The sequence below is a fragment of the Streptomyces sp. NPDC022552 genome (assembly GCF_055561875.1).
Map to the genome: position 1 here is coordinate 256,113 of NZ_JBVHGJ010000001.1, position 20,483 is coordinate 276,595.

At 73.1% G+C, this 20,483-nt stretch carries 22 protein-coding genes; 10 read left to right on the forward strand and 12 right to left on the reverse strand.

Annotation, left to right across the window (positions count from 1 at the left end):
- Nucleotides 1–99: 99 nt before the first annotated feature.
- Genes ACZ3OF_RS01240 through ACZ3OF_RS01250 form a run of 3 tightly spaced genes read left to right on the forward strand, consistent with a single transcriptional unit; the run spans nucleotide 100 to nucleotide 2,522 of the window.
- Entirely contained in the window at nucleotides 100–462 is a 363-nt protein-coding gene (locus ACZ3OF_RS01240; RefSeq protein ID WP_361666973.1) for a hypothetical protein, read from the forward strand.
- Between the two features lie 52 nt (nucleotides 463–514).
- A complete protein-coding gene (locus ACZ3OF_RS01245; protein ID WP_361666972.1) occupies nucleotides 515–661 on the forward strand; it encodes a hypothetical protein in 147 nt (48 codons plus the stop codon).
- 55 nt (nucleotides 662–716) lie between these two features.
- Entirely contained in the window at nucleotides 717–2,522 is a 1,806-nt protein-coding gene (locus ACZ3OF_RS01250; protein WP_467301981.1) for an alpha/beta hydrolase, read from the forward strand.
- 13 nt (nucleotides 2,523–2,535) lie between these two features.
- Here the strand turns inward: ACZ3OF_RS01250 and ACZ3OF_RS01255 are convergent, their stop codons facing one another.
- The gene (locus ACZ3OF_RS01255) at nucleotides 2,536–3,741 is read right to left on the reverse strand and encodes a low temperature requirement protein A (RefSeq protein ID WP_361666969.1); all 1,206 of its coding nucleotides are present in this window, start codon (nucleotides 3,739–3,741) and stop codon (nucleotides 2,536–2,538) included.
- Nucleotides 3,742–3,865: 124 nt separating this feature from the next.
- Nucleotides 3,866–4,540 carry a beta-glucanase gene (locus ACZ3OF_RS01260; protein ID WP_467301983.1) on the reverse strand — a complete coding sequence of 225 codons (675 nt, stop codon included), beginning with the start codon at nucleotides 4,538–4,540 and terminating at the stop codon, nucleotides 3,866–3,868.
- Nucleotides 4,541–4,807: 267 nt separating this feature from the next.
- Here ACZ3OF_RS01260 and ACZ3OF_RS01265 point away from each other — a divergent pair, with 267 nt between their 5' ends.
- Nucleotides 4,808–5,224 carry a hypothetical protein gene (locus tag ACZ3OF_RS01265; protein ID WP_467301985.1) on the forward strand — a complete coding sequence of 139 codons (417 nt, stop codon included), beginning with the start codon at nucleotides 4,808–4,810 and terminating at the stop codon, nucleotides 5,222–5,224.
- Here the strand turns inward: ACZ3OF_RS01265 and ACZ3OF_RS01270 are convergent.
- Complete coding sequence (locus ACZ3OF_RS01270) at nucleotides 5,214–6,023, reverse strand: helix-turn-helix domain-containing protein (protein WP_361666962.1); 810 nt, start codon at nucleotides 6,021–6,023, stop codon at nucleotides 5,214–5,216. The genes ACZ3OF_RS01265 and ACZ3OF_RS01270 overlap by 11 nt on opposite strands.
- Before the next feature lie 91 nt (nucleotides 6,024–6,114).
- Between ACZ3OF_RS01270 and ACZ3OF_RS01275 the strand changes: the two genes are divergently transcribed.
- A complete protein-coding gene (locus tag ACZ3OF_RS01275) occupies nucleotides 6,115–6,420 on the forward strand; it encodes a 4a-hydroxytetrahydrobiopterin dehydratase (RefSeq protein WP_467301987.1) in 306 nt (101 codons plus the stop codon).
- Nucleotides 6,421–6,457: 37 nt separating this feature from the next.
- Nucleotides 6,458–7,201: a class I SAM-dependent methyltransferase gene (locus ACZ3OF_RS01280; RefSeq protein ID WP_361667332.1), complete on the forward strand. Its 744-nt coding sequence runs from the start codon at nucleotides 6,458–6,460 to the stop codon at nucleotides 7,199–7,201.
- Here the strand turns inward: ACZ3OF_RS01280 and ACZ3OF_RS01285 are convergent.
- Together ACZ3OF_RS01285 and ACZ3OF_RS01290 are read right to left on the reverse strand one after the other, a co-directional pair.
- Nucleotides 7,188–7,655, reverse strand: a complete 468-nt coding sequence (locus tag ACZ3OF_RS01285; protein ID WP_467301989.1) for a hypothetical protein — start codon at nucleotides 7,653–7,655, stop codon at nucleotides 7,188–7,190. The genes ACZ3OF_RS01280 and ACZ3OF_RS01285 overlap by 14 nt on opposite strands.
- The gene (locus ACZ3OF_RS01290; RefSeq protein WP_361666957.1) at nucleotides 7,652–8,131 is read right to left on the reverse strand and encodes a hypothetical protein; all 480 of its coding nucleotides are present in this window, start codon (nucleotides 8,129–8,131) and stop codon (nucleotides 7,652–7,654) included. The genes ACZ3OF_RS01285 and ACZ3OF_RS01290 overlap by 4 nt, the downstream gene beginning before the upstream one ends.
- Nucleotides 8,132–8,170: 39 nt before the next feature.
- Between ACZ3OF_RS01290 and ACZ3OF_RS01295 the strand changes: the two genes are divergently transcribed.
- On the forward strand, nucleotides 8,171–9,172 hold the full coding sequence (locus ACZ3OF_RS01295) for a helix-turn-helix transcriptional regulator (protein WP_467301991.1): 1,002 nt from the start codon (nucleotides 8,171–8,173) through the stop codon (nucleotides 9,170–9,172).
- Here ACZ3OF_RS01295 and ACZ3OF_RS01300 read toward each other — a convergent pair.
- Complete coding sequence (locus ACZ3OF_RS01300; RefSeq protein ID WP_467301993.1) at nucleotides 9,120–9,962, reverse strand: NmrA family NAD(P)-binding protein; 843 nt, start codon at nucleotides 9,960–9,962, stop codon at nucleotides 9,120–9,122. The genes ACZ3OF_RS01295 and ACZ3OF_RS01300 overlap by 53 nt on opposite strands.
- Nucleotides 9,963–10,044: 82 nt before the next feature.
- Here ACZ3OF_RS01300 and ACZ3OF_RS01305 point away from each other — a divergent pair, with 82 nt between their 5' ends.
- Together ACZ3OF_RS01305 and ACZ3OF_RS01310 are read left to right on the forward strand one after the other, a co-directional pair.
- Nucleotides 10,045–10,977 carry an AraC family transcriptional regulator gene (locus ACZ3OF_RS01305; protein ID WP_361666951.1) on the forward strand — a complete coding sequence of 311 codons (933 nt, stop codon included), beginning with the start codon at nucleotides 10,045–10,047 and terminating at the stop codon, nucleotides 10,975–10,977.
- 62 nt (nucleotides 10,978–11,039) lie between these two features.
- Nucleotides 11,040–11,900: a class I SAM-dependent methyltransferase gene (locus ACZ3OF_RS01310; RefSeq protein WP_361666949.1), complete on the forward strand. Its 861-nt coding sequence runs from the start codon at nucleotides 11,040–11,042 to the stop codon at nucleotides 11,898–11,900.
- 15 nt (nucleotides 11,901–11,915) lie between these two features.
- Here ACZ3OF_RS01310 and ACZ3OF_RS01315 read toward each other — a convergent pair whose 3' ends face one another.
- Entirely contained in the window at nucleotides 11,916–12,380 is a 465-nt protein-coding gene (locus tag ACZ3OF_RS01315) for an RICIN domain-containing protein (protein ID WP_361666947.1), read from the reverse strand.
- Nucleotides 12,377–13,411, reverse strand: coding sequence for a GlxA family transcriptional regulator (locus tag ACZ3OF_RS01320; protein ID WP_467301997.1), 1,035 nt, complete (start codon nucleotides 13,409–13,411; stop codon nucleotides 12,377–12,379). The genes ACZ3OF_RS01315 and ACZ3OF_RS01320 overlap by 4 nt, the downstream gene beginning before the upstream one ends.
- 105 nt (nucleotides 13,412–13,516) lie before the next feature.
- Here ACZ3OF_RS01320 and ACZ3OF_RS01325 point away from each other — a divergent pair, with 105 nt between their 5' ends.
- Entirely contained in the window at nucleotides 13,517–14,473 is a 957-nt protein-coding gene (locus ACZ3OF_RS01325) for an NADP-dependent oxidoreductase (protein ID WP_467301999.1), read from the forward strand.
- 73 nt (nucleotides 14,474–14,546) lie between these two features.
- Here ACZ3OF_RS01325 and ACZ3OF_RS01330 read toward each other — a convergent pair whose 3' ends face one another.
- The 4 genes from ACZ3OF_RS01330 to ACZ3OF_RS01345 all read right to left on the reverse strand — a co-directional run bounded on the left by ACZ3OF_RS01330 (nucleotide 14,547) and on the right by ACZ3OF_RS01345 (nucleotide 20,379).
- A complete protein-coding gene (locus ACZ3OF_RS01330; protein ID WP_361667331.1) occupies nucleotides 14,547–15,341 on the reverse strand; it encodes an aldo/keto reductase in 795 nt (264 codons plus the stop codon).
- 149 nt (nucleotides 15,342–15,490) lie between these two features.
- Nucleotides 15,491–16,243 (reverse strand): ABC transporter ATP-binding protein, encoded by a 753-nt coding sequence (locus ACZ3OF_RS01335; RefSeq protein WP_361666942.1) that lies wholly within the window; start codon nucleotides 16,241–16,243, stop codon nucleotides 15,491–15,493.
- Nucleotides 16,240–19,098, reverse strand: a complete 2,859-nt coding sequence (locus ACZ3OF_RS01340) for an ABC transporter permease subunit (RefSeq protein ID WP_467302002.1) — start codon at nucleotides 19,096–19,098, stop codon at nucleotides 16,240–16,242. The genes ACZ3OF_RS01335 and ACZ3OF_RS01340 overlap by 4 nt, the downstream gene beginning before the upstream one ends.
- Nucleotides 19,099–19,110: 12 nt before the next feature.
- Nucleotides 19,111–20,379 (reverse strand): ABC transporter substrate-binding protein, encoded by a 1,269-nt coding sequence (locus ACZ3OF_RS01345; RefSeq protein ID WP_467302004.1) that lies wholly within the window; start codon nucleotides 20,377–20,379, stop codon nucleotides 19,111–19,113.
- Nucleotides 20,380–20,483 lie beyond the last annotated feature (104 nt).

Consider the following 20,483-nt stretch of genomic DNA (forward strand, 5'->3'; position numbering starts at 1 on the left):
TCCGAGCGCGTGAATTCGGGCGTGTCCGCGTAGGCCGCCCGGGCGGATCCACCGCCCTCACCGGCACGTCGGGACCGCCCCGGGGCAGTACGCAAGTCCATGAGCCCCGCCCCCGTGCCCCGCACCGGCCCCGCCGCTCCGGCGGCTGTGGTGCGACGTGCCGTGCTCGTCCTGGCGCTGGTGCTCGCCGCCCTGTTCGGTGTGGGCGCCGGCGCCGTCTGCCCGGCCGGCATGGAGGCCAGGCCGGCGTCCGCGAGTCAGGCGCCCGACCTCGGCGGGGAGACGCACGAGGTCGCCGAGGCCGAGGCCACGGCGACCGGACGGCTCCGCTCGCGGTACGGCGACGTCCGCGCCCGCGCCCGCGCCGCCCGCCCGGCCCCCGCCGGGATCCGGGCCGTCACCCCCGTACCCGTACCCCGCCCGCGAGGCGAGGCCCGGCGGTGCGTGGTGATGCGCTGCTGAGAGGCCCGTACCTCTCACAGCCCCTCACCTCCCCACCGCAAGGAGCTTCACCATGCCCGTCGACCCCTTCGTCGTTCTGCGCGCCCTGCTGCGCGCCGAAGCCGCTCGCAACGCACGTGTCGCGCCCGGGGAGTCGGAACGCGCCCCGGTCCGCGAACCCGAACCCGCGCCCGCCCGGGACGAGCGTCCGGCCCGCTAGGAGAGCGCCGGCGGACTGATTTGCGGAACGCTGCCCGGTGGACGAGGCTGAGCCGATGACCTCGACCGACCGGCACACGTCTCCCGATCGGTCCGCCGGCCCCGCCGGCCGCCTCGAGTCGCTCCGACGGAACGCCCTCGGCTCACGGCTCGTGTCCGTCGCCCAACACCCGTACTGGGACCGCCCCGACCCCTCGTACCTGATCCGCCGCTGGCCCGACCTCACCGCGCTCTGTGCCGCCACGCTCTTCTTCTGGGCCTCCCTCACCCCCTCGCTGGTCCCGCGCCCCTGGTACCTCCAGGGCGTCGTCGGCGGCATCACCGCCGCCATCGGCTACGCCCTCGGATCCTGCGCCGCCTGGCTGTTCCGGGCACTCGTGCGCCGCCGGCCCGGCGAGCGGGCCCGGGCCAGGTGCTGGCAGGCGTACTGGATGATCGCCGTGGTCCTCTCGGTGTGGCTCATCTCCGAGAGCGCCCGGATGCAGCGTCAGCTCCGGGTCCTGCAAGGCCTGCCGCCCGCCCTCACCTGGCACACCCCGATGATCGCGCTCATGGCGATCGCGCTGCTGCTCGCGCTCCTCCTCGTCGCCCGTGCCGTCCGGCTCGGGTCCGCCAAGCTGATCCGCCTCCTCGGCCGGCTGCTGCCCAAGCCCATCGCCTTCGCCGTCGGGGCGCTGCTCTCCACCCTCGCGGTCCTCGTCGGCGTCCGGGACGTGGTCTTCGACCGGGGGGTCGTCGACATCGCCGACCGGATCGCGGAGGCGACCAACGGCGGTACGAAGGAGGGCATCCACCGCCCCGTCTCGCGGTACGTCTCCGGCGGCCCGGGCTCCCTCATAGCCTGGCAGGACCTCGGCTACCAGGGCCGCAACTTCACCGGCTCCGTTCCCACCCGCGCCAACATCACCGCCGTCAGCGGGCGGCGCGCCGCCGCAGAGCCCGTCCGGGTCTACATACCCTCCGCGCTGCCCGCCGCCTTCGAGGACGAACGCCCCTTCGCCGCCCAGGCCCGGCTCGCCGTCCGCGAACTGGAACGCACCGGCGCCTTCGGCCGCCGGGTGCTCGCCGTCGCCGGCACCACCGGCACCGGCTGGGTCAACCCCAACGTGGCCGAGCCCCTGGAGTTCATGTACGGCGGAGACACCGCGATCGTCGCCGTCCAGTACTCGTACCTGCCCAGCTGGGTCTCCTTCCTCGTCGACAAGGAGAAGGCCGGCCAGGCCACCCGCGCCCTCGTCGGGGCCGTCCGCGCCCGGATCGACGCGCTCCCCGCAGAACGGCGGCCCAAGCTCGTGGTCACCGGTGAGAGCCTCGGCGCCTACGCGATCGAGGCCTCCTTCGACGGCCCGGACGACCTGCTCGCCCGCACCGACGGGGCCCTGCTGCTCGGCACCCCGAACTTCTCCCCGATCTCGCGGGAGATCCGCCGCGACCGCGACCCCGGCAGCCCCGTCTGGCGCCCGCAGTACGAGAACGGCGCGCGGGTCCGCTTCGCGCAGTTCCCGGCGGCCGACCTCGCCCGGCCCCCGGCCCGCTGGCAGTGGCCCCGCGCGGTCTATCTGCAGAACGCCTCCGACCCGGTCGTCTGGTGGTCGCCGGACCTCCTCCTGGACCGGCCCCCGTGGCTCGCGGACCCGCTCGGCCCGGACATCACGCCCGAGATCGACTGGTTCCCCTTCGTCGCCTTCTGGCAGACCTCGGTCGACATGGCCGTCTCGTACGGCGTGCAGGCACCGCACGGCCACCGCTACGGGGCAGGCGCCGTGGACGGCTGGGCGGCCGTCGCCCCGCCGGAGGGCTGGACGGCCGCCGACACGACCAGGCTGCGCGGCTACATCCAGCACCGCGACGCCGCGTACTGAGGCGGCCGGCCCCTCAGCCGGCTCCGTGGGCGCTCCGCGCGGCCGCGCCCCTGCCGTGCAGGGCGACGAGCGCCGTCAGGCCGGCGGCGAGGAGCACCAGCGCCACCAGGGCCGGGACCAGACCGACGAGCGCGCCGGAGGCCAGCGCGCACACCCCGCCCACGGCGAGGACCGTCGGCCGGCGCCCCGAGGTGCGCAGCACGATCGCGGCGCCGCCGAGCAGGAAGACGCCGACACCGCCCGTCAGTGACCAGGCCACGACGCCGTGCAGCGGCTCGGAGAGGTCGTAGTGGCCGGTGTCGGCGACCTGTTGCAGGACCTTCTTCATCCCGAGCGCGCACAGCACCACCCCCGCGACCAGCGGAAGGTGCAGGAAGGTGTACACGTCCCGGGCGAACCGGGTCCGCTCGTCACCCTCCAGAGCGGCGAGGCGGTGCTCCGCCCCCTCCGCGAGCCGCCGGAAGTACAGCGCCCAGATCGCGGCCGAGAGCAGCAGACCGGCCGCGGCGGCGCCCAGGACCGCGACGGTGATCGGCAGGCCGGACACCCCCACGCCCATCGCCACGATCGACTCGCCGAGCGCGATGATGACGATCAGCCCGTGCCGCTCGGAGAAGTGCTCGGGGGAGTTGACCCGCCAGCCGGAGGCTCCCGTGACATAGATCCCGCCGTAGTCGATGACCACCGCGCCCAGCCACAGCAGGAGTTGGACCTTTCCGGTGTACGCGGAGCCGATCAGCAGCAGCACCAGCGGCGGCGCCACGGACAGCAGCGCGGTGCGGCGCAGGGTGGCCCGCAGGGCGGCGTCGTCGGGGCTGGACATCCAGTACGAGACGAGGTGGAGCGTGCGCACGGCCCCGTAGCAGAGCACGAAGAGCAGCGGAGCCGAGAGGCCGCCGGGCGCGTCCGCGAACACCTCGGGCACCACGAGCGACACGATGAAGACGACGGCCATCACGACCACGAGCACCGCGAACAGCGCCCCGGAGTCGGCCCTGACCACGTTGCCCAGCCAGGCGAAGCAGCACCAGCACCACCACAGCAGCGCGAGCACGATCATCGCGCCGACCACGCGCATCGCCGACGGATCGGCCGCCATCAGGGCGGTGACCTGAGTGATCGCGTACACGAACACCAGGTCGAAGAAGAGCTCGGCCGGCGTCACCCGGTGTTCGTCCCCGGCCGCCACCATCCGCGCCCGGTCCCTGCGCCACGCCATGTGCGTCTCCCACCGTCCCGGCAGTGGCCCCCGCCACCACGGCGCGAACAATACCCATGCGCCGCACGGGGGTTGCGGTCGGACACCACCGGGTTCGGGCGGGAGATCCGCCGGCCGTCCCCGCTCACCCGCCCGGTCGGAACACCCGCAGGTCGCGGACCTCGTACGACATCTCACGGGTCGCCGCGTCCGGAGCCGGGTGGTAACGGCCCGCGCAGACCGACAGGTTGACGATCAGATAGGCGTGCCAGGAGTGGCCGACCCCGCGCCCGTCGGAGAAGACCTTCACGTCGTCGATCCACCACACGACCGAGCGCGCCCCGAACTCGGTCCGCAGCGTCACCCAGCCGCCGGGGCGCACCGAGGGGGAGCGGTGGTAGCGGTGGGCGCCGCGCACGCGGTTCGACAGTTCGAGCAGGTCGGGGTTGTCGGGGTGGTACTCGAAGACGTCGATCTCCTGCCCTCCGTCGCGCCAGGTCCAGATCGCGGGCCAGGCCCCGGTCTCCTCGGGAAGCCGCACCCGCGCCTCCAGGACGTCCCCCGCGCGCACCTCGAACCCCTGGGGACTGCCCTCCGTCGTCAGCAGTCCGGCGTCCCACAACCCGTCGCTGCGGCGGGTCGCCCGGAAGACCCCGGAGCGGCTGTACGCGGGGTCCTCCACCAGGTGGTCCAGTTTGTTGTCCCCCGGGTTGACCGGCCCGCCGTCGGGATAGGCCCACGAGCGGCCGGCGATCCACTGCTCCGATGAGCTGAAGTCCGCGGTGAAGACCGGCTCGGAGGCCGGAGGCGAGGATGACATGGGAGGCTCCCCGGGTAGGACGTGTCGTGCCACCGACGTTCTGCCCTCAGGGGCCGCCGCCATGCGGAGTGCCGCACTCCGTGTCGACAAGTCGTCACGATGTGTACGCGGCCGTCATGTGGGGGAGCGGCCGCCATTACCTCACGCGTCATCGACCCGTGCCGGACGCGGCGGCATCGTGGTGTCCATCGGAACTCGGCCGGCGCACTCCGGCCGAGCTCCGCTTCCACCACCAGCGGTTACGTCCCCCAAGGAGGGTGATCCGCCATGTCTCAGGCCCTGCTCGCCGGCCTCTCCCGCACCACTCGGCCCCTGTCCATGCTGCGCCGGTTCCTCGCTCTCGACGCCCTCGTCACCGGCGCCAACGGGCTCGCCTATCTCGGCGCGTCCGGGCCGCTCGGCGAGCTGTTCGGCGTCGACTCCGGGCTGCTCGTCGAACTCGGCGTGCTGCTCACCGCGTACGCCGTCGCCGTGGCCTGGGTCGCCGGCCGGCCCCAGCCGCCCGCCCTCGGCGTCAAGCTCGTCGTCGACGTCAACATCCTCTGGACCGTGCTGAGCGCCGTCTCCCTCGCGGCCTGGCTGGAGCCCACCACCGCCGGGGTGGTCTGGACCCTGGCGCAGGCCCTCACCGTCGCCGGCTTCGCCGTCCTCCAGTGGTCGGCCCTGCGCGCCGCTACCCCGTGAGCGACCGCAGATGGGCGACCGTCGCCGGGTCGGCCGGGAGCAGCGTCTCGATGGCCAGCTCGGCGACCGTCACGTCCGTCGGGGTGTTGAACGTCGAGATCGAGGACACGAACGACAGCACCCGCCCGTCGTGCTCGATCCGCAGGGGGAGCGCGAAGTACGGATACGGCTCCGGGTCCTCCCGGTCCTCGGGGTCCGACGTGCCCTGAGGGAGCGGGTACGCCACCACCTCCTCGTACAGGTTCCGCAGCGCGGGCGAGCGGGACAGGGCGATCTGACGCTCCATCTGGGCCAGCAGATGCCCGCGCCACTCCCGCAGGTTCCGGATCCGCGGCGCGAGCCCCTCCGGGTGGAGCGTGATCCGCATCGCGTTCAGCGGCGGCGTCAGAAGGTGCTCCGCCACGCCGGAGAGCAGCACACCGATGGACTCGTTCGCCGCCACCACCGTGTACGAACCGTCCACCACGAGCGCCGGATACGGGTCGTACCCGCGCAGCAACTGCTCGATGCCCGCCCGCAGCGTCTCCAGCCGCGGATCGTCGAGCGTCGACTCCGTGTACCGCGGGGCGTACCCCGCCGCGAGCAGCAGCGCGTTGCGCTCCCGTACGGGCACCTCCAGGTGCTCGGCGAGCCGCAGGATCATCTCCTCGCTCGGCCGGGCCCTGCCCGTCTCGATGAAGGAGATGTGCCGGGCCGAGGAGTCCGCCCGCAGCGCCAGCGCCAACTGGCTCAACCGCCGCTGCTCGCGCCAGCCGCGCAGCAGCGGCCCTACTCCCGTGTCGGTCGGGACTGTTGTCATGGCCCGACGCTATCCCAGGTGTCGGCCGGGGTATCGAACCCCCGGGACCGTATCGTCACCGTGAGCAACCCCGACCGGAGGGAGTACGGACATGCCCACAGAGCCGCTGTCGCAGAAGGAGATCGAGGACCGCCTGCGAGAGCTCCCCGGCTGGTCCCTGACGGACGACCGGATCACCCGCACCTACCGTCTCGGCGACCACTTCGCGGCCACCGCGATGGTCGTCCATGTGGCGCAGATCCAGCAGGAACTCGACCACCACTCCGATCTGACGCTCGGATACAACACGGTCGCGCTGTCCGTGAACACGCACTCCGCCGGACCCGCGGTCACGGACAAGGACTTCGAACTGGCCACCCGGGTCGAGGCCGTCGCCCCCGGCCATGGAGCGAGCTGACCTCCACGAACTAGGCTCTCCCGCCATGGGGGAGACCTTGCTGGACTACGACGCCGAGGCGGACCGTTACGACGAGACGCGCGGCGGTGTTCCGCGCGCGCGGGCCGCGGCCGAGGCCGTACTGCGTCTGGTGCCGCCCGGCGCCCGCACGCTCCTCGACCTCGCCTGCGGCACCGGGCTCGTCACCGAGCGGCTCACCCGCCCGGGCCTGCGGGTGTACGGCGCCGACGCCGCACCCGGCATGGCCCGCAGGGCCGTTCGGCGCGTCCCGGGCGGGATCGTCCTCGCCGACGCCCGGCGGCTGCCGCTCCCGGACGCCTCGGTGGACGCGGTCAGCGCCGTCTGGCTGCTGCACCTGGTCCCCTTCCCGGCCGCGATCGTCGCCGAGGCGGCCCGGGTGCTGCGCCCCGGAGGCGTCCTGATCGTCACGGTCGACAAGGACGCGGCCCACGACGTCGGCAGCGACATCGACGCCGTCCTCGCGTCCCACCGGTCGTACGAGACGAGCACCGACCGGGCCGATCGGACAGCGGCCCACGCGGCCGCCCACGGACTCGAACCGGCCGGCGCCACCCGATTCACCGGCCACGGCCAGGGGAACACTCCGCGCGGCACCATCGAGAAGCTGCGCCGCGGCTACTTCGCCTCGTGGTTCGACGGCTCCCCCGAGACGGCCGCGGCGCTCGCCGCCGAACTCGGCGCACTGCCGGACCAGGACCGCCCCCGTGACGACCCCGATTACCGGCTCGTGTCCTATCGCCGGCCCGTCAGGCGCGGCTGAACTCCATCACCCAGTTCGTCACCCACTCGCCGCCGTCGAGGGCGAACGCCTGCTCCCAGCGCGCGGTGGTGGCCGAGATGCCCGACCAGCGGAAGCGCACCCGTACGCCCTCGCCCGCGTAGCTGTCCACCCCGTGGAACTCGCCCGTGCCGTCGCCGGCCCACCGCCCCCTGACCGATGGATCGAGGCGGCCCGTACGGCTGTCGGACCAGCTCAGGGTCCATTCGCCCGTCTCCGGCTCGTACAGCCGCAGCGTCAGCCCGCTGAACCCCTTCGACGGGAAGACGATCTCGTCGACATGGGCCCGGCCACCCCAGTGGAGACGCCCTGTGGTGTGCCCGTCGAACTCCTCCCAGCCGCTCCCGGGATCGAGGAAGTCGGCCAGGCGGCGGTTGTGGACGCTCCAGCGTCCGTCGAGGAAGTCGAAGCCGTCGATGACGCCGGCGCTGCTCATGCGCGGTCTCCCGTGGTTCCGGCGGGGAGGGAGTCGAGGACGTAGGCATCGAGGTCGGGCGCCTCCGGCGCCAGCATGTGCCGTACCCAGGCGTCCCGCTCGTGCAGGATCGGCGGGAGCTCCCAGACACAGCCGATCCAGGGCTTCGCCGTCCTCACGAAGTGCGTGGGGTCGGTGTCCGGGCAGCCGAGGACCGGCTGCCCGGCGGCAGCGCCGCCGAAGTGGAGCACGTTGTCCCACACCCAGCTGTACGCGTTCAGATAGGCGCCGCTGTCACCGCCCCGGTGCAGGACGACGAAGGTCGCGGGCGGCGTCCCGTCGGCCTCGGGAAGGAGGTCGGGCAGCAGCGCGTAGGCCGCCTTCTCGACCTCCGGCTCGATGCCGGCCGGGTCCTGGGTGACGTGATAGCGCTTGACACGACGGCCGCCCACCTCGACGGGGGGCGGCACGAAGAGCAACTTCTCTGCGAAAGCCATGGCTGGACTGTAGGAGCGGTTCACTGACACCTTGTGTCAGTGAAGTCCAGCCGTCTGATCTCCGTCCTTCTGCTGCTCCAGACCCGGGGCCGGATGACCGCCGCCCAGCTCGCCGAGGAGCTGGAGGTGTCCGTACGGACCGTGTACCGCGACGTCGAGTCGCTGCACGCGGCAGGCGTCCCGCTCTACGGCGACGCGGGCCACTCCGGCGGCTATCAGCTGCTCGCCGGCCACCGCTCCCGGCTGACCGACCTGTACACCGGTGAGGCCGAGGCGCTCTTCCTCGCCGGGATCCCCGGGGCCGCCGCCGAACTCGGCCTCGGCGGGCACTTCGTCGACGCCCAGCTCAAGCTGCGCGCCTCCCTGCCCGCGCCGCTGCGCGAGCACGTCGACCGGCTGCGGGCCCGGTTCCACATCGACGCCCCCGGGTGGTACGCGGAGGACACCGACGCGCCGTTCCTTCCTCAGGTCGCCGAGGCCGTGCGGGCCGGCCGGGTCCTCGCCGTCCGCTACCGACGCTGGAGGGAGCCCACCGACGTCGACCGGCGCCTCGAACCGTACGGACTCGTCCTCAAGGCCGGCCGCTGGTACCTGGTCGCGGGCCCCGGGCCGCGCACCTACCGGGTGGACCAGATCCTCGAACTGGACGTCACGGAGGAGGAGTTCGAGCTCCCTGAGGGCTTCGACCTGGCCGCCCACTGGCGCGAGTCCCAGGCCGGATTCCATGCCCGGCTGCACGGCGGCGACGCGGTCGTCCGCCTCTCCCCGGACGGGGCGAAGCGTCTCACGGGGGAGGCCGCCCGGGCCCTCGCGGCGAACGGCTCCCCGGAGCCGGACGGCTGGACGCGTGCCACGCTCCCCATCGAGTCCCTCGCCCATGCCCACGACACCTTCCTGGGCCTCGGCGCGGACATCGAGGTCCTGGAGCCCGCCGAACTCCGCGCCCGCATCGCCGGGACCGTCTCCCGCCTCGCCGCCCAGTACGGAACTACGCCTCCGCCACCGCGGGCCGCCCCCACGCCTCCGCCGCGAAGGCCGTGAAGTCGCGGGGCTCCCGGCCGAGGACCCGCTTCACGCCGTCCGTCACCGACGCGTTGTGGCCGTCGAGCAGCATCGTGAAGAGTGCCGACAGCCACTGCGCGTCCGGCGCGGGCATCCCGAACTCCTGGAGCAGCGACGCGTATTCGCCCTCGCTCATCGGGACGTAGGCGACCTGACGGCCCGACACCCGCGAGACCTCCGCCGCCACCTCAGCGAACGTCACCAGCCGGGGTCCGGTCACCTCGTGCACCAGACCCGCGTGACCGTCCCGCGTCAGCGTCTCGGCGATCACCTCCGCCAGGTCGGTGGCGTCGATGAACGGCTCCGCGGTGCCGCCCGCCGGGAACGCGATCGTGCCCGCCGCGACGCCCTCGGCCATCGGCCCCTCGGTGAAGTTCTGCGCGAAGAACGCGGCCCGTACGACGGTCAGTTCGGCGCCCGAAGCGCGCAGCGCCTCCTCGGCCCGGACCGCGTCCGGCTCGCCGCGCCCGGAGAGCAGCGTCAGCCGCGGCACGCCGTTCGCCACGGCCAGCTCGCCGAAGGTCCGCATGGCCTCGACCGCGCCCGGCGCGGCGAGGTCCGGGTAGTAGTTCACGTACGCGGAGTCCGCGCCCTTCAGCGCCGGGGCCCAGCTGGACACGTCCTCCCAGTCGAAGCGGGTCGTACCGGAGCGTGAACCCGCCCGCACGGTCGCGCCGCGGGCCGCGAGCAGCTCCGCCACCCGCCGGCCCGTCTTGCCCGTCGCGCTCGTCACCAGAATCGTCCGCGTGTCGTTCGTGTTCGTCGTCATGGCTCAAGACTCGCGGGATCCGGGCCCGCTTCCCATGCTCCACCGACTCACTCCCATACGCGTCCGTCTACGCTTGCCCTCCATGGACGCTCTCGCCGGACTCCTCGACGGACCGCGGGCCAAAGGGGCCTTCCTGCTCCGGATGATCATGGAGCCGCCGTGGTCCGTACGGATCGAGGACCGCGCGCCGCTCTGCCTGATGTGCGTCACCGACGGCGAGGCCTGGATCGTCCCGGACCGTGGTGAGCCCGTCCTGCTGCGACCCGGCGACGTCGCCGTCGCCCGCGGCCCGGAGCCGTACACCGTCGCCGACGCGCCCGACGCCCCGCCCCGCGCGACGATCGGCCCCGGCGGCGTCTGCACCACCCTGAGCGGCGAGCCGCTCTCCGAGTCGATGCACCTGGGCGTACGGACCTGGGGCAATGCCATCGACGGCGCCACCACCGTGCTCGTCGGCACCTACCAGATGGACGGCGAGGTCAGCCGTCGCCTCCTCGACGCACTGCCACCGCTGCTCCATCTCCCCGCGGACGCCTGGAACTGCCCCCTGATGCCGTTCCTCGACGAGGAGATCTCCCGCGACGAGCCCGGGCAGAGCGTGGTCCTCGACCGTGTCCTCGACCTGCTCCTGATCGCCGTCGTCCGGACCTGGTTCTCCCGGCCGGGCGCGCGGGCCCCGGCCTGGTACCGCGCCCTGGCCGATCCCGTCGTCGGCCGCGCCCTGCGCCTGCTCCAGGACGACCCGGCCCACCCCTGGACCGTCGCCTCCCTCGCGGCCAAGGCCGGAGTGTCGCGCGCCGGACTCGCCCGCCGCTTCGCCGAACTCGTCGGTGAGCCGCCCATGGCGTACCTCACCGGCTGGCGGCTCGCGCGCGCCGCCGACCTGCTGCGGCAGACGGACGCGACCGTCGAGTCCGTCGCCCGTCAGGTCGGCTACAGCAGCGCGTTCGCCCTGAGCGCCGCGTTCAAGAGGGTACGAGGGGTCAGCCCGCAGGAGTACCGGCGGCGGGAGTGAACCTTGTTGCCGGAACGGCAAGAATTCTCGCGTTCTCCAGCCATCCGCCGCACGCTGACACCATGACTCACGACCACAGCACCCACCTCGACTGGGCCGCGATGGCACCGCTCCTGGAGCGCCAGGCCGAGCTCCACAGCCCCCTCTACACCCGCGCCGCCGCATGGATCGGCGACCTCGTCCCGGCCGTTGGCGTCCGCCGGGTCCTCGACGTCGGCAGTGGCCCCGGCGTCGTGTCCACCCTGCTCGCCGAGGCGTTCCCGGCCGCCGAGGTGGTCGCCGTGGACGCGACCCCGGAGCTCCTGGAGCGGGCCCGCGACCGGGCCGAGGCCCGTGGCCTGGCCGGCCGGGTCACCACGCTCCACGCCGAACTGCCCGAAGACTTCGCCTCCTTGGGTGAGGCGGACCTGATCTGGGCCGGTAACTCCACGCACCACATCGGCGACCAGCGGGCCGCCCTCGCCTCCTTCGCCGGTCTGCTGCGGCCCGGCGGTCTGATCGCCCTCGTCGAGGGCGGGCTCTACGCCCGCCATCTGCCCGCGAACATCGGCTTCGGCCGGCCCGGCCTGGAAACCCGGATCGAGGCCGCGCACGCCGACTGGTTCGGCGAGATGCGGGCCGAACTGCCGGGCAGCAAGGACGAGCCGGACGACTGGCGGGCGCTCCTCGCCTCGGCCGCCCTCACGCCCACCGGCACCCGCACGTTCCTCACCGACGTCCCCGCGCCCGTGCCCCCCTTCGTACGGGAACAGGTCGTCGCCCACTTCACGCGTCTGCGGCACCCGCTCGAGGAGCGGATCGACGCCGAGGACCGCGCGACGTTCGACCGGCTGCTCGACCCGGCGGACCCGCTCTCCCTGCACCGGCGAACGGACCTGTTCCATCTCTCCGCCTCGACCGTCCACACCGCCCGCAAGGGCTGACACGCCCCACGAGGATCAGGACACCGGCTCCAACTGCCACCACTGGGAAGGGGAGTCGGTGTCCTCCCACTGCCGTACGTTGCCCCCGTCGTCCATCGAGCCGTCCTCGACCTCCAGCAGCAGCCCGCTGATGAAGCTCACCAGCGCGACCGTGCCCGGCGACTGGAGGTCCTGCTCGATGATCCACTCCTGGGCGCCGAAGTTGTTCGCCTTCCACTGCTGGATGTTGGCGCCGTTCTCCACCGAGGCGTTCGCCACGTCCAGCCGCTTGCCGCTGGCCGCGTTCACGAGGTGGTGGAGGCCGCCGCCGTTCGGTACGGGAACGATGTGCCAGTGCTGGCCGGGCGTGCCGTTCTCCTTGCCCTGCTGCACGTTGGCGCCGCTGCGGCTCGATCCCTCGAACACCTCAAGGAGCAGCCCGCTGGCCACGTTCCGTACCCGGTAGAGCCCCTCCTCGACCGGCATGGGCGAACCGCTCACTGCGCGAACTCCTTTTCCCTGGTGGTGAGATGGAAGGCGCGCCGGTAGGCGGCCGGGGAGATCCCGACCAGGGCGCGCATGTGCTGCCGCAGCGAGTTTCCACTGCCGAACCCGGTCCGGTCCGCGATGTGATCGATCGTCAGATCGCTGGTCTCCAGCAACTGCTTCGCCAGCTCGACCCGTTGGGCGGTGAGCCACTGTCCGGGTGTCGTCCCCGCCTCGTCCCGGAAGCGGCGCGTGAACGTCCGTACGCTCATCCGGGCGTGCCCCGCCAGCTCGGTCAGCGTCAGCGGCCGGTCCAGCCGTTCGAGTGCCCACGCACGCGTCGGGGCCGTGGTGGCGGTGGTCGGCTCGGGGACCGGGCGCTCGATGTACTGCGCCTGGCCGCCGTCGCGCCAGGGCGGTACGACGCAGCGCCGCGCGACCGCGTTGGCGGTGGCGCTCCCGTGGTCCTTGCGCACCAGGTGCAGACAGAGATCCACCCCCGCCGCCGCCCCCGCCGACGTCAGGATGTCCCCGTCGTCCACGAAGAGCACGTCCTCGTCGAGCCGGACACCGGGAAAGAGCGAGCGGAAGTGGGCGGCCTCCCACCAGTGCGTGGTGGCCGGGCGGCCGTCGAGCAGCCCGGCCGCCGCCAGCGCGTACGCGCCCGTGCAGATCGACACCACCCGCGTGCCGGGTCTGATCAGCCCCAGCGCGCCCCCCACCTCGTCGGCCAGGCGGCCCTCGTCGGCGAGCGTCCGCAGCTCGTGCGTGGGCGGTACGACGACGGTGTCGGCCGCCGCCAGCTCGTCGGGCCCGTGCTCGGCGACGATCGAGAAGCCGTCGGACGTACGGACCGGGGCGCCGTCCAGCGTGCACACGCGGACGTCGTAGAGGGGGGTGCCGTCCTCGTCGAGCGCGCCGCCCAGAATCCGGGAGGGGATGCCCAGCTCGAACGGGATCACCCCGTCCAGGGCGAGCACGACGACCCGGTGGGGCGGCAAGGACCCACGGGGGGACGCCTCGGGTGGTGACGCGAACGTGGTCATGGCCAGATTCTGTCACATCATGGCTTTCTGGCCAGTACCGGTGGCCCGGGGCCTCGCCGAAGCTGGAAGCGACCAGGAAACACCGGCACGAGGAGCACCCTCCCCATGAACGACACCGCCACCGCAGCCCCCGGCACCATGCGCGCGATCACCGCCACCGTGTGGGGCGGACCCGAGGTCCTCACCGAGAGCCGGATCGCCCGGCCCGAGCCGGGTCCGACCGAGATCCTCGTCCGGGTCCACGCGGCGGGTCTCAACCCCGTCGACTGGAAGTCCCGCGCCACCGGAGGCTTCGGCATGTGGGGCGAGACCCCGGTCCTCGGCTACGACGTCTCCGGCGTCGTCGAGGCCGTCGGACTCGGCGTCACGCTCTACGAACCCGGTGACGAGGTCTTCGGCATGCCCCGCTTCCCGGAGCAGGCCGGCGGCTACGCCGAGTACGTCACCGCTCCCGCCCGCCACTTCGCCCGCAAGCCCGCCGCCCTCACCCACGTCGAGGCCGCCGCGCTGCCCCTCGCCGGGCTCACCGCCTGGCAGGCGCTCGTCGAGACCGCCGCTCTGCGCGCCGGACAGCGGGTCCTGGTCCACGCGGCGGCCGGTGGCGTCGGCCACCTCGCCGTACAGATCGCCAAGGCCCGCGGCGCGTACGTCATCGGCACGGCGAGCGCCGCCAAGCACGACTTCCTGCGCGGCATCGGCGTCGACGAGCCCATCGACTACACGACGACCGACTTCGCCGAGGCCGTACGGGACGTGGACGTCGTCCTCGACGCCATCGGAGGCGACTACGGCACGCGCTCGCTGCCCGTGCTGCGCGACGGGGGCACGCTGGTGACCCTGCCGTCGCCCGACGCCGTACCGGCGGCACCCGAGCGCGGCATCCGCACCGGGTTCACCCTCGTCGAGCCGGACTACGCGGGGCTGCTCGCCCTCGCCGAGCTGGTGGCGACGGGACGGCTGCGGCCGGAGGTCGACACCGTCCTGCCGCTGGCCGAGGCGGCCAAGGCGCACGAGCTGGGCGAGTCGGGCCGGACGCGCGGCAAGATCGTCCTGACCGTCTGACCGTCCCGCCTTCGCGGCGCGCAACGGCTCGCGGGGGCGCCGACGTACGGCGCCCCCGCGAGCCGGCTCATGATCAGGCGCCGGCGTTGAACTCGGCCGGGTTCGGACCCAGGCGGCGGTCCTCGTCGAGGACGGCGATCGCCGCCATGTCCTCGTCGTCCAGCTCGAAGCCGAAGACGTCGATGTTCTCCTGGATGCGGGACGGGGTCACCGACTTCGGAATGACCACGTTCCCCGTCTGCAGGTGCCAGCGCAGCACGACCTGGGCAGGCGTGCGGCCGTGCTTCTGCGCGACGGCGACGATCGCCGGGACTTCGAGCAGACCCTTGCCCTGACCCAGCGGCGACCAGGCCTCGGTCGCGATGCCGTACCGGGCGTGCGCCTCGCGCGAGCTCCGCTGCTGGAGGTGCGGGTGGAGCTCGATCTGGTTGACGGCCGGAACGACGGAGGTCTCGCCGATCAGCCGCTCCAGGTGCTCCGGAAGGAAGTTGGAGACACCGATCGCCTTCGCCCGGCCGTCGGCGTAGATCTTCTCGAACGCCCGGAACGTGTCGACGTAGGCGTCCTTCGCCGGCACGGGCCAGTGGATGAGGTACAGGTCGACGTAGTCCAGGCCCAGCTTGTCGAGCGAGGCGTCGAAGGCGCGGAGCGTCGAGTCGTGACCCTGCTCGCTGTTCCACAGCTTGGTGGTGACGAACAGCTCCTCACGGGGGAGGCCGGACGCGGCGATCGCCCGGCCGGTGCCCGTCTCGTTCTCGTAGATCGCGGCCGTGTCGATGGAGCGGTAGCCGGCCTCCAGGGCGGTCGCCACCGCCCGGGTCGCCTCGTCGTCCGGCACCTGCCAGACGCCGAAGCCGAGCTGCGGCATCTCCACGCCGTTGTTCAGGGTGAGGGAGGGGACCCTGCTGTCCGTGCTCACGTGCGGTCGATCCTTACGTCGTCGGGTGGTACTCCCCACGACAACGGTCGGGGGCGTGATCGCATTCCGCCGAGCCGGGGGCCGTGTCGGTTTTTCGATCACGTGTCCACGACCCTGCCCGGATCGGAGCCGAGGTACGCCTCCCGGACCGCCGCGTCCGCCCGGACCTCCGCCGCCGTCCCCTCGGCGAGGACCCGGCCGAGGTCCAGGACGACGACGCGCGAGCACAGCTCCATCACGAAGGCCACGTTGTGCTCGACGAGCAGCACCGCGCAGTTCTCCTCGCCCGCCGCGCGGCGCACCACGGCGGCGATCTGGCGGCGCTCCTCGGCGGTCGTCCCGGACGCGGGCTCGTCGAGCAGAAGGACCCGGGGCGGGTCGGCCAGCGCCCGGGCGAGTTCGACCATGCGGGCCTGCCCCACGGGCAGCGCGCCCGCGTACGAGCCCGCGAGCGCGTCGAGCCCGCACTCGTGGAGCACGGCCGCGGCGCGTTCCCGGTGGCCGCGCGCTCCCCGGCGCGGCCCGCCCCGCCAGTCCTGGGCCACGACCAGGTTGTCGGCCACTGTCAGCTGCCCGAAGAGCTGCTGGCGCTGGAAGGTGCGACGGATGCCGTGACGGGCCCGCCAGACGGGGGAGCGGCGGGTGATGTCCGTACCGGCGTACTCGATTCCGCCCGTGTCCGGCCGCCTGATCCCGGACAGGACGTCGAAGAGCGTCGTCTTGCCCGCCCCGTTGGGCCCGATGAGACCGCAGATCTCACCGGGGCGCACGGAGATCGTCACATCGCGCAGGGCGTGGACGCCGCCGAAGCGGACGTCGATCCCGTCGGCGCGGAGCAGGGCAGATGTCATCGGCGGAACCCCGTTCCCAGATAGGCCTCGGCGAGCCGGTCCTGATCCACCTCGGAGCGCGGCCCCGACCAGGCGATCCCGCCCTGGGCGAGATACGCCACGGTGTCGGCGATCCCGAGCACCTCGGCCGCCTTCTCCTCGACGAGGACCAGCGCGGTGCCGTGCGCGCGGAGCTCGGTGAGGAGACGGAAGACCTCGTCCACGACACGGGGCGCGAGGCCGAGGGAGGGCTCGTCGGCGACGAGGACCTCCGGCGGATGCTGGAGCAGCGGGGCGAGCGCCAGGAGCTGCTGCTCCCCGCCCGACAGCGATCCGGCGTGGACCGTGCGGCGGGCGGCGAGCACGGGGAAGCGGGCGTACACCGCCTCCCGGTCCTCGGGCGCCGGCAGCTGCAGGGCCAGGTTCTCCTCGATCGAGAGCCCGGCGAAGATCCCGCGCCCCTCGGGCGCGAGCCGCACCCCGCGCCGCGCCCGGGCGACCGGCGTGTCCCGTGCGGCGTCCTCGCCCCGTACCCGTACCAGACCGCCGGCGGGTCGCAGCAGGCCCGCGGCCACCCGGCACAGGGTGGACTTTCCGGCCCCGTTCGGCCCGAGCAGGACGAGCGCCTCCCCGCCGCGCACCGCGAGATCGACGCCGTGCAGGACGGACGCGCCGCCGTAGCCGGCGTGGATGCCGCGCAGCTGGAGGGCGTACGGCGGCATGCCGGGACCGCCACGGGCGCTTCGGGGCGCGGACGGGGCACCAGCGGCGTGCGGATCGGCCGGGCGCGGCGCCGGCGGACCGGTCCGCGCCCGAGCGGCGGCACCGGTCGACGCCCGCCGGTCGGGCCCGCAGGCGTCGGGCCCGGAGGCGTCGGGCCCGGAGGCGCCCGTCCCGCCGGCCCCGGGTGCACCGGCCGGGACCGGAGCGGTCGCGGCCGCTCCGGCACCCTTTCCGGCACGCACCCCGGCGCTCGCCCGCGCCGCCCGCCGGGACGGCAGTGCCGCGCAGTACCCGTCCGGGTCGTTGGCGAGCGCGAGGCCCGCCAGGCCGAAGAGGATCACCGGCAGATGCGCGGACTCCGTGACGTACGTCGACAGGAGGTGCGGGGCCACCGCGAAGACGAGCCCCGCCACCACCGCGAACTGCGGCCGGCGCACGCCCGCCGCGACGACGACGGCCAGCCACACCAGCCCCGTCATCGCCGTGAAGTCCGTGGCCGTGATCCGGGTGCTGTACGAGGCGTACAGCACGCCCCCGAAGCCCGCGAGCCCCGCCGACACCGTGAAGAGCAGCAGCTTCGTCCGTACCACCGACACGCCCGACGCCGCGGCGGCCTCCGGCGCGGAACGCACCGCGAGGATCGCCCGGCCGTGGCGGGAGCCGCGCAGCCAGGTCAGCAGCGCCACCACCGCCCCGCAGAGCACGACGAGCGCGAGCCCCAGCGCGCGGTCGTCGCCCAGGTCCACCGGGCCGAAGACCGGCCGGGGGATCTCCCAGCCGGTGTCCCCGTTGCGCAGCATGCCCAGTTGGAAGAGCACCTGGTCGGCGAGGAAGGCGAGGGCCAGTGTGGCAAGCGCGAGCGACCTGCCGCCGAGCCGCAGCGCGGGGAGCGCGACCACCGCGCCGAGCAGAGCGGCCGCGGACGTGCCGGCCGCCGCGGCGGCCACGAACGGCCAGCCGTGGCTCATCAGCAGCCCCGCGACGAGGGCGGCGCCGGTCACGAACGTCGCCTGGGCGAGCGACACCATCGCGCCGAGGCCGGTCACCACCGTGAAGGACATGAACACCAGCCCGATCGCGAGCCCTTGGGCCAGGATCCCGCTCCAGAAGGGCGTGGTGACGGTGTAGAAGGCCGTACCGAGCAGGACGGCCGCCACGATCCAGGCCGCCCATCGGCGGCCCCAGCCCTTCCCGGCCAGATAGTCGACCGGCGGCGGGTCCGCGGCCGCCGTGCCCGCCGCGCGCCGGCGCTGTGCGAGGACGACGAGTCCGGCGAAGAGGATGAGGAACGGTACGGCGGTACGGAAGCCGGTGATGTCCTCGGCGAAGGAGGAGTACCCCGCGACCAGGTTCTGGAGCACCCCGAGTCCGAGCCCGCCCGCGAACGCGAGGGGCACCGACGCGAAGCGTCCGAGCACCGCCGCCGTCGCCGAGACGAAGAGGAACAGGGTGTAGTCGTGGGCGGAGAGCCCGAGGAGCGGGGTCGCGAGGACACCGGCCAGGCCCGCGAGACCGGAGGACAGCATCCACGCGATCGAGGACAGCCGGTCCGCGCTGATGCCCCGCAGTTCGGTCAGCGAGCGGTTGTCGACGGCCGCCCGCAGCAGCAGCCCGAGCCGGGTGTGCCGCATCAGCACCCACAGTCCGGCCGCCGCGAGCGCCGTCGCGACCCAGGTGATCAGCTGGTCGGAGTCGATGCCGACGCCGTCGAGGGGCTGCCAGGAGACCGCGGGGCTCGGCCCGACACCGGGCAGCCCGAACTGGTTCTCCGCCGGCAGGACCGGGGCGCCGGCCCGCTCCAGGAGCTCGACCACCCACAGTCCGGCCGCAGGAAGCGCGACCAGCAGACCGATCGTCGCCACGATCTGCGCCGTCTCACCGACCCCGGCGAGCTTGCGGAACATCAGCCGGTCCAGTCCCCAGCCGAGCGCGGGCGCGACCACGAACACCAGCAGGAGCGCGGTGGGCACGGCCGGCCAGCCGAAGCCGGAGTGCAGCTCGTAGAAGGCCAGCGCGCAGAGATAGGCGGTGGCGCCGTGCGCGAAGTTGAAGAGTCCGGAGGCGGAGTACGACAGGACGAGCCCGGTCGCGAGCAGCGCGTACAGCGCGCCCGAGACCAGCCCGCTCAGGACGAAGCCCAGCAGGTCACCCACGCGACGCGCCTCTCAGCCGAAGGGGATCGGCGGATAGCACGTGAACGGCACGGCCACCTCGTAGCGCCCGTTCGTCAGCCGGACCAGCGCCCCGCATCCGAAGCTCTCCTTCTGCCCCTTGGGCTCGGCCCGGTCGCCCACGAGCGTCCCGGTGTCGGAGAAGCCGTTCGCCGCCTTCTGGAAGGACTCGACGGTGAGGTCCTTGCCCGCCTTCCGGGCGATCGAGAGGAAGAGGTCGGCGCTCATGTAGCCGGTCATCATGTGCATGTTCAGGGGGACTTCCCTGCCGCCCGCCGCCTTCCTGATGTCCGCCTTGAACTGCCGCATGGCGGGGCTGTCGGCCTCGAACGGCTGGAACTGCAGCAGTACATGCACCCCGTCGAGCGCCTGCTTCGTCGCGTCCTTCTCGAGCAGCCCGGGGTCGTAGTCGGTCGGATCGGTGAGCAGGCCCTTGTACCCGGACCGCTTGAGGGCGGTGAAGAGGCCGATGTTGTACGGCGTCTGCATCACGGAGACGACGGCGTCCGGCGCCCCGCCGCCCGGTCCGGAGCGCAGGATCTCCTTCGTGTACGCCGACCAGTCGCTGGGCATCGAGGTCGCGGGAACCACGGCCTTGGCGTAGGGGACCTGGAAGCCGGCCGCCTTGAACCCCTGGGTGAACGTACGGATGCCGAACTTGCCGGCGTCGTTGTCGCCCGCGATGAGCGCGACCGACTTGCCGCGCGCACCGCCGAGCACCGCGGCGAGGCCCTCGGGCCAGGTCTGGTTGAGCGTGCCGCCGGGGGTGGGGACGAGGCAGCCGTTGAAGCCGTAGATGTACCGCGGACCGCAGAACGAGGGGAGCGTGCCCCAGCCCACGGTCGGGACCTTCTGGCCGTCGAGGAAGTCGGCTCCGGCGAAGGTGACCGAGCTCATGGGGGAGACGGCGAAGACCTTGTCCTGCTGGACGAGCTTGCGGGCCGCGGCCAGGTTCCTGGCCGGGTCCTGGCCGTCGTCCTCGGCGCCCAGGTAGTCGATCCTGCGTCCGTTGATCCCGCCTTCGGCGTTGGCCCGGTCGTAGCGCGCCCTGGCGCCGAGGTCGGTGTCCTTCTTCGAGTAGCCGCTCGCGGTGGTCATGGACACGATGCCGCCGACCTTGATCGCGTCGGCGGTGACTCCGCGTACGGAGGAGCCGGAGGAGCCGGGCTTCTCGGAAGTCCCTCCGGTGGAGGCGGAGTTGCAGGCTGTGGCCAGGAGCAGCGCTGCCGCAGCGGCGGCGAGGGTGCGGATCGGTCGCGGCACGTCGGTCGTCCCTCCGTCGGGTGACCGCATTCTGTGACCGGGCTGATGAACCGTCAATAACTGATACAACGTCAATTGATGATGCGTCAGAAACCCTTTACCTC